Annotated in this window: 11 protein-coding genes and 1 pseudogene; 5 read left to right on the forward strand and 7 right to left on the reverse strand. The window is 65.6% G+C overall.

The genetic code is table 11. The features are described 5' to 3' along the window. Nucleotides 1-1,782 (reverse strand): bifunctional alpha/beta hydrolase/class I SAM-dependent methyltransferase, encoded by a 1,782-nt coding sequence (locus NLY44_RS02235; protein ID WP_031201955.1) that lies wholly within the window; start codon nucleotides 1,780-1,782, stop codon nucleotides 1-3. 41 nt (nucleotides 1,783-1,823) lie between these two features. Beyond that, complete coding sequence (locus NLY44_RS02240; RefSeq protein ID WP_023672508.1) at nucleotides 1,824-2,426, reverse strand: CDP-alcohol phosphatidyltransferase family protein; 603 nt, start codon at nucleotides 2,424-2,426, stop codon at nucleotides 1,824-1,826. A 238-nt stretch (nucleotides 2,427-2,664) separates the two neighbouring features. Between NLY44_RS02240 and NLY44_RS02245 the strand changes: the two genes are divergently transcribed. Genes NLY44_RS02245 through NLY44_RS02255 form a run of 3 tightly spaced genes read left to right on the forward strand, consistent with a single transcriptional unit; the run spans nucleotide 2,665 to nucleotide 5,425 of the window. Continuing rightward, nucleotides 2,665-3,666 (forward strand): sugar phosphate isomerase/epimerase family protein, encoded by a 1,002-nt coding sequence (locus tag NLY44_RS02245; protein ID WP_023805590.1) that lies wholly within the window; start codon nucleotides 2,665-2,667, stop codon nucleotides 3,664-3,666. Next, a complete protein-coding gene (locus NLY44_RS02250) occupies nucleotides 3,663-4,538 on the forward strand; it encodes a MurR/RpiR family transcriptional regulator (protein ID WP_023805589.1) in 876 nt (291 codons plus the stop codon). The genes NLY44_RS02245 and NLY44_RS02250 overlap by 4 nt, the downstream gene beginning before the upstream one ends. Further along, nucleotides 4,535-5,425: a ribokinase gene (locus NLY44_RS02255; protein ID WP_023805588.1), complete on the forward strand. Its 891-nt coding sequence runs from the start codon at nucleotides 4,535-4,537 to the stop codon at nucleotides 5,423-5,425. The genes NLY44_RS02250 and NLY44_RS02255 overlap by 4 nt, the downstream gene beginning before the upstream one ends. A gap of 140 nt (nucleotides 5,426-5,565) precedes the next feature. Here the strand turns inward: NLY44_RS02255 and NLY44_RS02260 are convergent, their stop codons facing one another. Together NLY44_RS02260 and NLY44_RS02265 are read right to left on the reverse strand one after the other, a co-directional pair. Continuing rightward, entirely contained in the window at nucleotides 5,566-6,066 is a 501-nt protein-coding gene (locus NLY44_RS02260; RefSeq protein WP_245263813.1) for a hypothetical protein, read from the reverse strand. Between the two features lie 95 nt (nucleotides 6,067-6,161). Next, nucleotides 6,162-7,109, reverse strand: coding sequence for a LysR family transcriptional regulator (locus tag NLY44_RS02265; protein ID WP_023805587.1), 948 nt, complete (start codon nucleotides 7,107-7,109; stop codon nucleotides 6,162-6,164). A gap of 106 nt (nucleotides 7,110-7,215) precedes the next feature. On the opposite strand from NLY44_RS02265, the pseudogene NLY44_RS02270 reads away from it, so the two are divergent. Beyond that, a pseudogene (locus NLY44_RS02270) lies at nucleotides 7,216-7,538 on the forward strand (alcohol dehydrogenase catalytic domain-containing protein); the annotation flags it as partial. Further along, on the forward strand, nucleotides 7,524-8,225 hold the full coding sequence (locus NLY44_RS02275; protein WP_286456573.1) for a zinc-dependent alcohol dehydrogenase family protein: 702 nt from the start codon (nucleotides 7,524-7,526) through the stop codon (nucleotides 8,223-8,225). The pseudogene NLY44_RS02270 and the gene NLY44_RS02275, both read left to right, overlap by 15 nt. Nucleotides 8,226-8,409: 184 nt before the next feature. Here NLY44_RS02275 and NLY44_RS02280 read toward each other — a convergent pair whose 3' ends face one another. The 3 genes from NLY44_RS02280 to NLY44_RS02290 are packed head-to-tail and all read right to left on the reverse strand — an operon-like array spanning nucleotide 8,410 to nucleotide 12,181. Continuing rightward, nucleotides 8,410-10,710: a xanthine dehydrogenase family protein molybdopterin-binding subunit gene (locus NLY44_RS02280; protein ID WP_023805586.1), complete on the reverse strand. Its 2,301-nt coding sequence runs from the start codon at nucleotides 10,708-10,710 to the stop codon at nucleotides 8,410-8,412. Further along, nucleotides 10,707-11,690, reverse strand: a complete 984-nt coding sequence (locus NLY44_RS02285) for an FAD binding domain-containing protein (protein WP_023805585.1) — start codon at nucleotides 11,688-11,690, stop codon at nucleotides 10,707-10,709. Before NLY44_RS02285 ends, NLY44_RS02280 begins: the two co-directional genes overlap by 4 nt. Beyond that, the gene (locus NLY44_RS02290; RefSeq protein ID WP_023805584.1) at nucleotides 11,687-12,181 is read right to left on the reverse strand and encodes a (2Fe-2S)-binding protein; all 495 of its coding nucleotides are present in this window, start codon (nucleotides 12,179-12,181) and stop codon (nucleotides 11,687-11,689) included. The genes NLY44_RS02285 and NLY44_RS02290 overlap by 4 nt, the downstream gene beginning before the upstream one ends. Nucleotides 12,182-12,303: the final 122 nt, after the last annotated feature.

Genomic DNA, 12,303 nt, shown 5'->3' on the forward strand with positions numbered 1-12,303 from the left:
TCAGACGCGCCGTGCGACCGAGACGGTGAAGATGCCCCATTGGTCGATGCGCTGGTCGATCTTTTCGAAACCGGCAGCCGTCACCAACTGGTCCATCTCGCCCTGCGTGCGCCGCCGCATCACCCAGGCCTGGCCGCCGCGATGCGAGGTCAGGCTGCGCGCGATCATCTCCAGCTGCGGATGCCATGGCTGGTTGGTGTAGACGAGCAGGCTGCCGGACTGCATGGCGCTGGCCAGCCCGCCGAGCGAGCGGGAAATCATCGTGTTGTCGGCGAACAATTCGTAAAGCCCGGAGACGATGGCGAGGTCCGGCGCCGGCTTTTGCCCGGCCAGCATGTCGGCATCGAAGGCGTCGGCCTGGTGGAAGCTGACGCTGGTCGGCAGACGCCGCTCGGCGATCAGCTTCGAACCCAACCCGACATTGAGCTCGGAATAATCCTGCAGCCGCACGCTTGCTGGTGGTTCAGTGCATTTGGCGACGGCATCGAGCACATAGCGGCCGTGACCGGCGGCGATGTCGAGCATGTGGACGGGACGGCCGGCTGCCTTCAGGCTGGCGGCGGCGTTGCCGATCAGCTCTTCCAGATGCAGCTTGCGCTGGCGGATGCCGCGCCAGCCGATGGCGTCGAGGAAGGTGCGGTCGATCATGCGGCCGATGAAGCCGATGCCGCGCGCGTCGTTCTCGTAGACATAGTCGAGCGTCGAGCCGGAATCGAAGCCGGTGGCGATGCCAATCTTCATGCCCGAAGACAGCCAGGCGCCGATGCCGATCGAGGCGCGGCTTATCGCCCAGTAGATACCCTTTGGCGACAGCAGCGCCAGCGGCGAGGCCAGCCTCTCGGCCTCGTCGCGGGTGTAGCCGGCGCGGTCGGCCTGAAGCAAGTCGATGGTTTTCTCCGGCGTGGCAAATTGCTTTTCGAGGAATGGCCGGATCAGGTCCAGCGCCTGCTTGCGATCGCGCTCGCCCAGCGTGTCGTGGAAGAAGCCGGGCAGCACATGCCGCTCCTTGGCGCTGCTGCCGAGATTGACGAAGAACTCGTGCTGCGGTCCATGCCGCACCACCCAATCGCTGCCAGAGATCAAGAGCTGCGTCGGCACGGTGATGGCGCGCGCGTCCGAGACGATGCGGGCAGCGTGGTCGTAAAGCTCGACCAGGATGTTGGAGGCGATCGGTCGCGTGATCAGCGGATCGGCGTCGAAGGAAGCGATGCGCTCGGCATCATGCGTCAGGAACTTCGCCTTGACGTAGGAATTGACGAAGAAGCGGCCCTTGAGCTTCTGCCACAGCGCAATGCCCTCCTTGGCGAAGGGCACGTAGAGCTTGACCGAAAAGGCCGGTGAAGCCACCACCAGCGCGCGGATGTCGGGCGCATAGTCATGCACCCAGGCAGCGGCCAGCACGGCGCCGAAGGACTGCGCGATCAGCGCGATGTCGCGCTGGCCAAAACCATCCCGGCCGATCTCCCGCACCAGGCAGTCGATGTCACGAACCAGGGCGGCAAAGGATGGCGCATAGCCGCGCTCGCCGGCCGAGCGGCCATTGCCGCGCGCGTCCCAGGCGTAGAAGGCATGGTCGGGCATGGCGAGTTCGTCGACCAGATGCGCCATGCGGCCGCCATGCTCGTGGCCGCGATGGAACAGAAGGATCGCACCCTTTGGCGTCGACCCGGCGGCCGGCCAGTAGCGGTAGAAGATCTCGGTGCCGTCATGGCTCTTGAACGTGCGCTCCAGCGCGATGCGCTCGAGGCTTGCCGGTGCTCCGGCTGCAATGGTCTGGTGGATCATGGTTTCCCTCTGGCGGTCGGGCGCCTGACGCTTTGGCATCATGCGCCGCCCGCTCTAAGGCCGCCGCGTATCCGGTTGATGGCGGTTACGACTGACAGTGTAGCCATGACCGGAAACACAAAGGGCACAATCGCTTGGAACCACAGGCCGCAGGCGATGAGGAAGGCGATGACGCCGAGCGCCAGGGCCCGGTCGCTCTTGCCGAACGGCCCGGCATAGTTGCGCCCGCTGCCTGCGGCAACGCCAAGCACGCCGGCGAACTCGACCAGCATGGCGGTAATAGCGAAGGCGACGACACCCCAGGCCGGGAACAAGGTGGCAAAGGCCAGGATCAGCGCCAGGTCCGAGACGACGTCGCAGAGTTCGTTGAGATACATGCCGAGTTTTGATGCTTGTCCATGTTCCCTGGCCAGCATCCCGTCAACGGCGTTGAGCGCCATGCGCACAAACAGCACCACCGGCATCAACAGGAACACCAGGGGACGGAAGGCAAAGGCAGTGACCACCAGGCCTGTGGCGATGGACAGTGCTGCGGCGAGAAGCGTGATCTGGTTGGCGGTGACGCCGGCATCGGCCAGCCGGTCGGCCAACGGCCGCAGCCTGGCCTGAAAGGCCGGTTTCAGTTGATAAAGCGTTGGCATGTGCGATCCCCCAACCGCGGCTCATGACAGTGTCGGCCAGATTGGTCAATCGGCAGGCAGGGCGCAAGGGCTCGCACCAGCATCCGCACCGTTGCGGGACTCGAAACTCCCGGCATGGATGCAGAGGCGCAGCCGAAGATCTCGGCCAAGCAGGATGTTGCGCGCTACAAACCGCCTCGCAAATGATAACTTTACAAATACTCATATTTATGTGAAGTAAATCACTGAAAGGTCGATCATGACAAACAGTCGCTTCGCCACCCGCCTGAATTCCTTCGCCTCGCGGCCGCAAGCCGAATGGCCTGATCTCACCGGCAAGCCGTCCATGCTGCAGATGGCCACTCGCGCGGCCAAGGTCGACGGGTTGACCGATCTTGATCTTAATTTCCCCGATCATGTCAGTGAAAAGCCGGCTGAAATCGCCCGAAAGCTCGGCGATTTCGGGCTTTCCATCAATGGCTTTGCCATGCGTTACTACTCCAATCCGGCCTTCAAGCTCGGCGCCTTCACCAATCCGGACCCGGCGGTGCGCCGCGAAGCCATCGACTTGACCAAGGCCGGTATCGATGCGGTGCGCGCGGCCGGCGCCAGTCTGATGACGCTGTGGCTGGGCCAGGATGGCTTCGACTATGCATTTCAAACTGACTATGCGACGCTCTGGCAGCACGAAATCGAGGGGATTCGTGAAGTTGCCGCGCATGATCCCGGCTGCCAGATCAGCCTGGAGTACAAGCCTAACGAACCGCGCTCCTACTCGCTGATGCCGGATGCGGCGACCACCTTGCTGGCGATCCGCGAGGTCGGCCTACCCAATCTCGGCGTCACGCTCGATTTCGCCCATGTGCTCTATGCCGACGAACAGCCGGCCTTCGCCGCGGCGCTGATCGCTCGCCACAGCAAGCTGCTCGGCGTCCATCTCAACGATGGCTATGCCAAGCGCGACGACGGCCTGATGGTCGGCGCGGTGCACACGCTGCAGACCATCGAACTGCTGCGCCAGATCCGCCGCGACGGCTATGCCGGCGCCATCTACTTCGACACCTTCCCCGACATGACCGGGCTCGATCCGGTGCGCGAATGCGAAGTCAACATCGCCACCGTCAAGCGCCTGCTGCGCGTTGTCGACCGGCTGGAGAAGGATAACCGCCTGTCCGCCGCCATGGACAGTCAGGACGCCGTGACGTCGCAGGCTATCGTCCAGGAAGCCATGCTCGGGCCGGAGACGAGGGGACGTGGATGACGTTGAGCAATCTCGATCTGAAAGCCGTGGGGCCGCGCATCCGCATGATGATGCCGCATCTCACTCCGCTTGAGGCCAAGGTGGTGGAAACCGTCTTCGGCCGGCGCGGTTTCGACGAGACCATTCCGCTCAAGCAGATCGCCGAGGAGGCCAGCGTGTCGGAGGCGATGGTGGTCAAGATCGCCAAGAAACTCGGCTTCTCCGGCTACCGCGACTTCCGCACCGCCGTCTATGAATACAGCCGCCTCCCGACCGCCGAGATGCACCAGGAACTGTCGGTCGACGACAGCTCGGCCGAGATCGTGCAGAAAGTGTTCCGCACCTCGATCCAGGCGCTGGAGGAGACGCTCGCGATCCTCGACATGGACGATTTCGACCGTGCCGCCGATCTGCTCTACCGCGCCAGGAACCGCGATTTTTATGGCGTCGGCGGCTCCGCCCAGATCGCCCGCGACGTCTCGCACAAATTCCTGCGCATCGGCATCCGCGCGTCTGTCTATGATGACTCGCACATGATGCTGATGTCGGCCTCGCTGCTCGGCGCCGACGACATCGCCGTCGGCTTCTCGCATTCCGGCAACACGTCGGCCGTCATCGACGCCATCCATCTTGCCCGCAAGAGCGGCGCCCGCACACTGGCCATCACCAACTACGACAACTCGCCGCTGGCCCGGATTGCCGACATCGTGCTGTGCTCGACGGCGCAGGGATCGCCGCTGATGGGCGAAAACGCAGCGGCGCGCATCGCGCAGCTCAACATCCTCGACGCGCTGTTCGTGGCGGTGGCGCAGCGCGACTACCAGGCGGCGGAGCGCAATCTCGGCCGCACCATGTCGGCGGTCACCTCGAAACGAAAAGACCGGGGCACATGACGGTTCCGCTGGTCACCGTCTTCGGCAGCCTGCACTACGACATCATGGTCGACGCGCCCGACCGTCCGCGCAAGGGCGAGACTGTGACCGGCCATGCCTGGCAGCCGAAATGCGGCGGCAAGGGCGGCAACCAGGCGGTCTCGGCGGCACGCGCCGGCGTGCGTGCGGCGATGATCGGCGCCGTCGGCGACGACGATTTCGGCACGGCGCTGCTGGCCAATCTCGATCGCGCTGGCCTCGATCGCCGCTTCGTGCGCGTGGCGGCAGGCGCAGGCTCCGGCATGAGCGTGGCGATCTTCGACAGCGATGGCGACTATGGTGCGGTGATCGTCTCCGGCAGCAATCTCACCCTGGACGATGATGACGTCGTGGCAGCAAGGGAGGTGGTGGTACAGACGGCAGTGCTGTTGCTGCAAAACGAAGTGCCCGACGCCGCAAACATCGCTGCCGCGCGCGCGGTGAAGGCATCCGGTGGCCGCGTCGTGCTCAACGCCGCACCGGCGCGAACACTGTCGGCCGAATTGACCGCGCTGATAGACATCGTCATCGTCAACGCCATCGAAGCGGAATTTTTGGCCGGCGTTCCGGTCGTCGATACGCTCGCCGGCGCAACCGAAGCCGCGCGGCGGCTGATCGATACCTACCCCTCGGCGATTGTCACCGCCGGCGGTGAGGGGGTCGCCTATTGCGACCGGACGGGCGCGGCCTTCGCGCTGGGCGCCATTCCGGTAAAAGTCGTCAGCACCCATGGCGCCGGCGACGAATTCGTCGGCGCCTTCGCGGCAGGCCTTGCGCGTGGCCATCCGACAGAAGCGGCGATTGCCACCGCCAATGCCGCCGCCGCCTTGCTGGTGGCGACACCGGAGGGAGAGCGCAGCTCGCGTTGAAAACTCAGGCCGCATGTTGCGCCTCCAAAACCCGTGCCCCCGTCGATGAGCGAAACGGCAAACCGGGCGCGGCGAGAACCTGCTTGGCTTTGCCCTGACGGAGGCGCGGGACCAAGCTGCGTGGTCGAAAGTAGGGAGCTTCAGTCCGCGTCGCCGGCCGAACCTTTGCCGCACTGCGTCAGCACCTTGCCGATGGCCGCGCTCGAGCCGGTCAGCGGAAAGCTGTTCTCGCCATATTTGTCGGCCGTAACCGTGACGTCGCCCTTGCCGCGCAACAGGCCGAGCAGTGGATCGTCTTTGCTCAGCTCAGCCGTGAAGTAATTATACATGGCCTCGAGGTCGAGCTTTTTGGTCACGCTCTTGTCACCGCCCTTGAAGGTGAAGGAAGCGCTGATGCCGGGCTCCAGCTGCTGGCCGGCCGCACCCAGATCGTAGCTCAGCACCGGCTTGTCGAAACAGACGAGCATCAGATGCGCATCGGCCTTCGGTCCGCCGCACACCGAAGCCGTCAGCACGCTGCCGCCTTCGTCTTCTTCCATCTTGGCGCTCCAACTGCAGGACGCGGCAAAAGCCGGCTGCGCGGCTTGCAGCGCGGCAAGAACGGAACCTGCCATGATGAACTTCGCCAATGCACTTTGCATGATCCCCTCCCAAGCTTCCTTCAACGAGATCATACAGGACAAAAGGCCTGGTGACAGCGGCATATGCCGTCTTAGCCCCCGGCGCGCCCCATTGATCAAGCCTTTGAGACCGGCCTCGACGTCCAGGGCGGCTCCGGCGCGAAGCGCTTGCCGATCCACTCGGCGAAGGCGCGTGTCTTGGCGGCTTGTCCCTTGGCCGAGGGCATGACGACATAGACCGCGCCTTCGTCGGCCAGCGTCCAGTCCGCCAGCACCGGCACCAGCCGTCCGTCGGCGAGTTCGCGTCCGACCAGCCAGTCGGTGCTCATCATCAGGCCGAGGCCCTGCACCGCGGCTTCGACCAGCACCTCTGCATCGTCGCACACCATCGGCCCCGAGACGTCGACGTTGACGCGGCGGCCCGAACTGTCGGTCATCTCCCAGGTGGGAAAGGTCTGGAAGCCGGAGAAGCCGAGGCAGGCGTGTTCGGTCAGCGCTTCCGGCGCTTCCGGCGCGCCCCTGCGGGCGAGGTAGGAGGGAGCAGCGCACAGCAACCGCCGCCGTGTCGCGATCTTGCGCGCCACCAGGCGCGAGTCCTCCAGCGCGCCGAGACGGACGGCGACATCGAAGTTCTCTGCAACGAGATCGACGAACCGGTTGGAGAACTCGGCCTCGATGCGGACATCCGGGAACGTCGCTAGAAAGTGCGGCAACAGCGGCCCGATCCACATACGCCCAAAGGTTCCCGGCAGCGCCAGCCGCAGCAAGCCGCGCGGCGTCCCGCTGGCATGCGCGGAAGCAGCAGCCTCGGCTTCGTCTACCGAGGCCAGGATGGCGCGGACGCGTACCAGGAACTCCGCTCCCGCCTCCGTCAACGATACGCTTCGGGTGGTCCGGTGCAGCAGCCGCACGCCGAGCCGCTGCTCCAGCGATTGCAGGCGGCGTGACAGAACCGTCGAGTCGCGCCCGACGCGCAACGCTGCCTTGGTGAAGGAGCGCGCTTCGGTGATGGCCGCAAAGGCGGCCATTTCGGCAAGGCTGGCGGGGTCGTGTGATTGCTGCATAAAGCACAGGACTCAAATGTAAAAATTCCGGATTATCTGCTTGTAGCGCAGCAGATAGCTTCACTCAATCCCGACGATCGACCCTTTCAACAGGAATGCGTGAGCCATGAAAGCCATCGAACTGACCGCCGCCAAGCTGGACGCCTTTCGCGCCACCACCATTGCCACGCCTGAACCGCAGCGCGGCGAAGTGCTGATCCGCCAGCGCGCCGCGAGCCTGAATTTCGTCGATGTGGCGGTGGCCAGCGGCAATTATCGCGTGCCCGACTTTCCGCTCATTCCCGTCGCCGACGGCGCCGGCGAGATCGTCGCGCTGGGGAGGGCGTTACGGATTTCGCCGTCGGCGATCGCGTCGTTGCCCATGCCAAGCCGCGCTGGATCGGCGGTCCGCCCCGGCCTAACGAGATGACGCAGATGCGCGGAATTTCGCTGCCGGGGTCGCTCGCCGAATATGTCGCGCTGCCGGCCAACTCGCTCGTGCCGGTACCGGCTCGTCTCTCTTTCGAGGCGGCGTCGACCCTGCCGATCGCCGCGACCACCGCCTGGAACGCGGTCTGCGCCGCCGATGTCGGGCCGGGCTCGGTCGTCGTGCTGCTCGGCACCGGCGGCGTCTCCATCTTCACCCTGCAGCTGGCGAAAGCCGCCGGCGCCACCGTCATCATCACTTCTTCGTCGGACGAGAAGCTGGGGCGGGCGAAGGCACTCGGCGCCGATCATCTCATCAACTACCGCGCGACGCCCGACTGGGACGGCAAGGTGCTGGAACTGACCGGCGGCCTCGGCGCCGACCTCGTCGTCGAGACCGCCGGCACCGCCACCTTCGCCCGCGCCGTCAACGCCACCGCGCCTGGCGGCACGCTGTTCACCATCGGTTTCGTCACCGGCGCCGAGGCCACGGTCGACCTGCTGCCGATCATCATCAAGGCACTGAAGGTGATCGGCAACAACACCGGGTCGGTATCTGACCTTCGCGCCGCCGTCCGCGCCATCGCCGCCGCCCGCATCGACCCGGTCGTCGACAAGGTGTTCAGCCAGGAGCAGGCGGCCGAAGCCTACGCGCACATGGCGGCAGGCGGGCAGCATTTCGGCAAGCTTGCGTTCAAGCTCGACTGGTAACCGAGGCGCGCGAGCTGCCAATCTCCCCCCTTGAGGGGGAGATGCCCGGCAGGGCAGAGGGGGTCGGTCCGACCGGGCTCGACCTACTGCAGCGGAAGGAGGTTGGCGCTCTACGAGAGGCGACCCCCTCTGTCGCCTTCGGCGACATCTCCCCCTCAAGGGGCGAGATTACGCACGCCGCTTCCTAGATCAACTTCTCCAGCGTGATCGGCAAATCCCGCACTCTTTTTCCCGTCGCATGGAACACCGCATTGGCGATCGCCGGCGCTACGCCGACGATGGCCAGTTCGCCGACACCCTTGCCGCCGAGCACCGAAGAGTGCAGGTCGGGAATGCCGACCGAGATGACCTCGATATCGGGGATGTCGGCATTGGTCGGCACCAGATAGTCGCCGAGATTGTTGTTGACGATGCGGCCATGCCTGCGGTCGACAATGCCTTCTTCCAGCAGCGCCTGGCCGATGCCCATGATGATGCCGCCCTTCCACTGGCTTTCGGCCAGCTTGGGGTTGTAGAGCCGGCCCGAATCCAGCGCCGATACCACGCGCGACACGCGCACCGTGCCGAAATCCTCGTCGACGCGCACCTCGATGAAATGCGCGCACCAGGAGTGGCGCGAGTAATCGCCCTCGGTGTGCGGCAGCGCCGCCGCGATGGTGGTGTAGTTCTTGTAGCGATCCTCGGCGGTCGAGTTCGCCGGCATGGTGTCGCCGGTGGCCTCGATGCGGTCGCGGCCGACGCTGGCCAGCAGTTCGGCAATCGAGACATCGGGACCGTCGCCGCGCGGCGACCTGATGCGGCCATTGGCGATGACCAGCGTGTTGGCCTGCAGCGCGTGGAAGGGCGAGCGCGGATCGCTGATCGCCAGTCCGACAAGCTGATCGAGCGCCGATGTCGCCGCCTTGTAGACCGCGCCCGTCATCACGCCGGCCAGCCGCGACCCGCCGGCCACTCCGGCGCGGGGATACCGGGAATCGCCGAGCTTCACGACGACATGGTCGGCCGCCACGCCGACCGTTTCGGCCGCCGTCTGCGCCAGGATCGTGTACGTGCCTTGGCCCATGTCGATCGAGGAGCTTTCGACCTCGACCGAGCCGTTGGCAAGGATACGCACGATGGCCTCGCCATAAGCGCGCCGCACCGGATAGGTGCCGGCGGCGACGCCCCAGCCGATCAGCTGGTTGCCGTCGCGCATCGAACGCGGTTTGGACGTGCGCTGGGCCCAGCCGAAGCGTTCGGCGCCAGCCGCGAAAGCCTCGCGCAACTGCCGCGTCGACCAAGCCTTTTTTGCGTGCGGATCCTGCTCGGCGTAATTCCTCAGCCGGATCTCCTGCGGATCGATGCCGACCTCGTAGGCGAGCTCGTCAATGGCGCTTTCGATGCCGAAGGCGCTAGGGTTTTCGCCCGGCGCGCGCATGGCGCCGGGCACCACCGAATTCACCCGCACGACATTCTGCTTCGAGGAGAAGTTGGGCGTCGCATACATGATCGAGGTGACGACGCCCAACGGCTCGACCCACATTCCGTCTATGGATGTTTCGTTGACGCCGCGATGCACGATCGACTGGATCTTTCCGTCACGGTCGGAGCCGATCGTCACCGTCTGGCGGGTCGCGGCGCGGCCGCCATAGCCGGTAAAAGTCTGCGGCCGCGTCATCACCACCCTCGCGGGCCGTCCCAGCATTTTTGCTGCGGCAGCCGCCACCGCGCCATGGCCGAGCGCCAATGCCTTGGAGCCGAAGCCGCCACCGATATAGGGCGAGACCAGCCGTACATTTTCGAACGGCACGTCGAACCATTCGGCATAGGTGCGGGCCATGCCGTCGAGCCACTGGCTCGGTTCCCACACGGTCAGCCGATCGCCCTCCCAGCGCGCGATGAGGCCATGCGGCTCCATCGGCGCCTGGTATTCGCGCGGCGTGTTATAGGCGCCGCAGACGCGCACCGGGGCAGCGGCGAAAGCGGCCTGCGCATCGCCCCATTCCTGGGTCATGGCGGCGATCGGAATGCCGTCGCCGGCCTTGGCGTCGCTGAGGTCGACGATGGCCGGCGTCTGGTCATAGCTGACCTTGACCATCGCCGCTGCCGCGACGGCCTGCTCGAAAGTCTCCGCGATGACCGCGGCGACATGCTGGCCCGAAAAGGTGATGTCGCGCGCCAGCGGGCAGTAGGGTTTGTCCGGCGGCGGCGTGCCGAACCAGTCCGATGCAGTCTTCAGCGGCATGATGGTGTCCGGCGTCAGCACCTTGAACACACCAGGTGCCGCCTCGGCGGCTGACGTGTCGATCGAGCGCACCTTGCCTGACGCGATCGTGCTTTCGACCAGGACGCCGTAGGTTAGCCCGTCGAGCTGCTGCTCGACGGCGTATTTTGCCGCACCGGTAATCTTGGCCGGGCCGTCGACGCGCGACAGCCGCCCGCCAACCTGATCGGCAGTGCCGTCCGAAGCATCGCCGTGCCGTGTCCTGGGGTCGTGAATGGTCATGCCATGGCTCCCGTCTTGAGGATGGCGCGGGCGACGACGCGCGGCGCCAGTTCGATCTTGTAGTGGTTGGCGCCGTGGTCGATGGCCCCTTCCACGGCGAGCAAGCTGGCCGCCCGCACCCTGTCTTCGCTGAGCACCTTGCCCTTCAGCGCCGCTTCGACGGCGTGCGCCCGCCACGGCTTCGTCGCGACGCCGCCCAGCGCGACGCGCAGGTCGCGAATGGTGCGGCCATCGGCTTCGAAGTCGATGCCGACTGCGGCGCTTGCAGCGGCGAACTCATAGGACTGCCGGTCGCGAACCTTGAGATAGGTCGACCGCCGGGCGGCGGCTGAAGCCGGGATGCTGATGGCCGTGATCATCTCGCCCGGTTGGATGGCATGTTCCCTGTCGGGCGTGGCGCCGGGCAGGGGAAAGAAGTCGTCGACGGCAACCTGGCGTTCGCCAAGATGAACCACGGCGTCGAAGGCGACCAGCGCGGTGGCGAGATCGCCGGGATACATGGCGATGCAGGCGTCGCTGGTGCCGAGCACGGCATGGCCGCGGGTGACGCCACCGATCGCCGAGCAGCCGCTGCCGGGCGAGCGCTTGTTGCAGGCGGAAAAATTCGCGGGATCGCGGAAATAGGGGCAGCGCGTGCGCTGCATCAGATTGCCGCCGATGGTCGCCATGTTGCGCAGCTGCGCGGAAGCCGCCTGCCACAGCGCTTCGGAGACCGCGGGAAAGCGGCTCTTGATCTCGGCATTGTCGGCGACGAGGCTCATCTTGGCCAGCGCGCCGATCATGGCACTGTCAGCGTCGACCTTGATGGCGTCGAGCCCTTTGAGATGGGTTATGTCGACCAGGCTCTCGGGTTCGGCCACGCCGCATTTGGCGAGATCGACCAGCGTCGTGCCGCCGGCAAGCAGCATGGCGCCGGGCACGGCGGCTGCCTGGCGTGCGGCGTCGAGTGTATCGGCGCGAATGTACGAAAAATCCCTCATGACGCGACCTCCAGTGCCGCCTGGCGCACGGCGGCGACGATGTGCGGATAAGCGCCGCAGCGGCAGAGATTGCCTGCCATGTATTCGCGGATTTCGTCATCCGAGCCGGCATGGCCCTCGCGGATGCAGGCCACCGCCGACATGATCTGTCCGGGCGTGCAGTAACCGCACTGGAAAGCATCCTGGTCGAGGAAAGCAGCCTGAACCGCGTTAAGCGTGCCGTCGTCGCCGGCCAATCCTTCGATGGTGGTGATCTCGCGGCCTTCGGCTTGTGCTGCAAGCGTCAGGCAGGCCAGCACGCGCTGTCCCTCGACATGCACCGTGCAGGCGCCGCACTGGCCCTGGTCGCAACCCTTCTTGGTGCCGGTCAGGTCGAGGCGATCACGCAAGGCGTCAAGCAGCGTGACGCGCGGCTCGACCTGCAGTTCGTGACTGTGTCCGTTGATGGTGAGACGGATTGGGATAGTGGTGGATTTGGTTTGGTCGGTCATGAGGCGTCTGGCTCCAGTTGCTTGACGCTAGGGGATTGAAATGGGCTCGAGTGGGAGAGGACAAGGGAAGAGGCGACGGCGCGCCTAATTTCCCCCTTGTGGGGGAGATGCCCGGCAGGGCA

This window comes from Mesorhizobium sp. C089B (assembly GCF_030323125.1).
In the GTDB taxonomy this organism is placed as follows: domain Bacteria; phylum Pseudomonadota; class Alphaproteobacteria; order Rhizobiales; family Rhizobiaceae; genus Mesorhizobium.

What these genes read in the sequence shown, in the direction of transcription:
- NLY44_RS02285 (WP_023805585.1), bottom strand. Translation starts at nt 11,690, where the DNA reads ATGAGGGATTTTTCGTACATTCGCGCCGATACACTCGACGCCGCACGC.
- NLY44_RS02280 (WP_023805586.1), bottom strand. Translation starts at nt 10,710, where the DNA reads ATGACCATTCACGACCCCAGGACACGGCACGGCGATGCTTCGGACGGC.
- NLY44_RS02245 (WP_023805590.1), top strand. Translation starts at nt 2,665, where the DNA reads ATGACAAACAGTCGCTTCGCCACCCGCCTGAATTCCTTCGCCTCGCGG.
- NLY44_RS02240 (WP_023672508.1), bottom strand. Translation starts at nt 2,426, where the DNA reads ATGCCAACGCTTTATCAACTGAAACCGGCCTTTCAGGCCAGGCTGCGG.
- NLY44_RS02255 (WP_023805588.1), top strand. Translation starts at nt 4,535, where the DNA reads ATGACGGTTCCGCTGGTCACCGTCTTCGGCAGCCTGCACTACGACATC.
- NLY44_RS02260 (WP_245263813.1), bottom strand. Translation starts at nt 6,066, where the DNA reads ATGCAAAGTGCATTGGCGAAGTTCATCATGGCAGGTTCCGTTCTTGCC.
- NLY44_RS02290 (WP_023805584.1), bottom strand. Translation starts at nt 12,181, where the DNA reads ATGACCGACCAAACCAAATCCACCACTATCCCAATCCGTCTCACCATC.
- NLY44_RS02250 (WP_023805589.1), top strand. Translation starts at nt 3,663, where the DNA reads ATGACGTTGAGCAATCTCGATCTGAAAGCCGTGGGGCCGCGCATCCGC.
- NLY44_RS02265 (WP_023805587.1), bottom strand. Translation starts at nt 7,109, where the DNA reads ATGCAGCAATCACACGACCCCGCCAGCCTTGCCGAAATGGCCGCCTTT.
- NLY44_RS02275 (WP_286456573.1), top strand. Translation starts at nt 7,524, where the DNA reads ATGCGCGGAATTTCGCTGCCGGGGTCGCTCGCCGAATATGTCGCGCTG.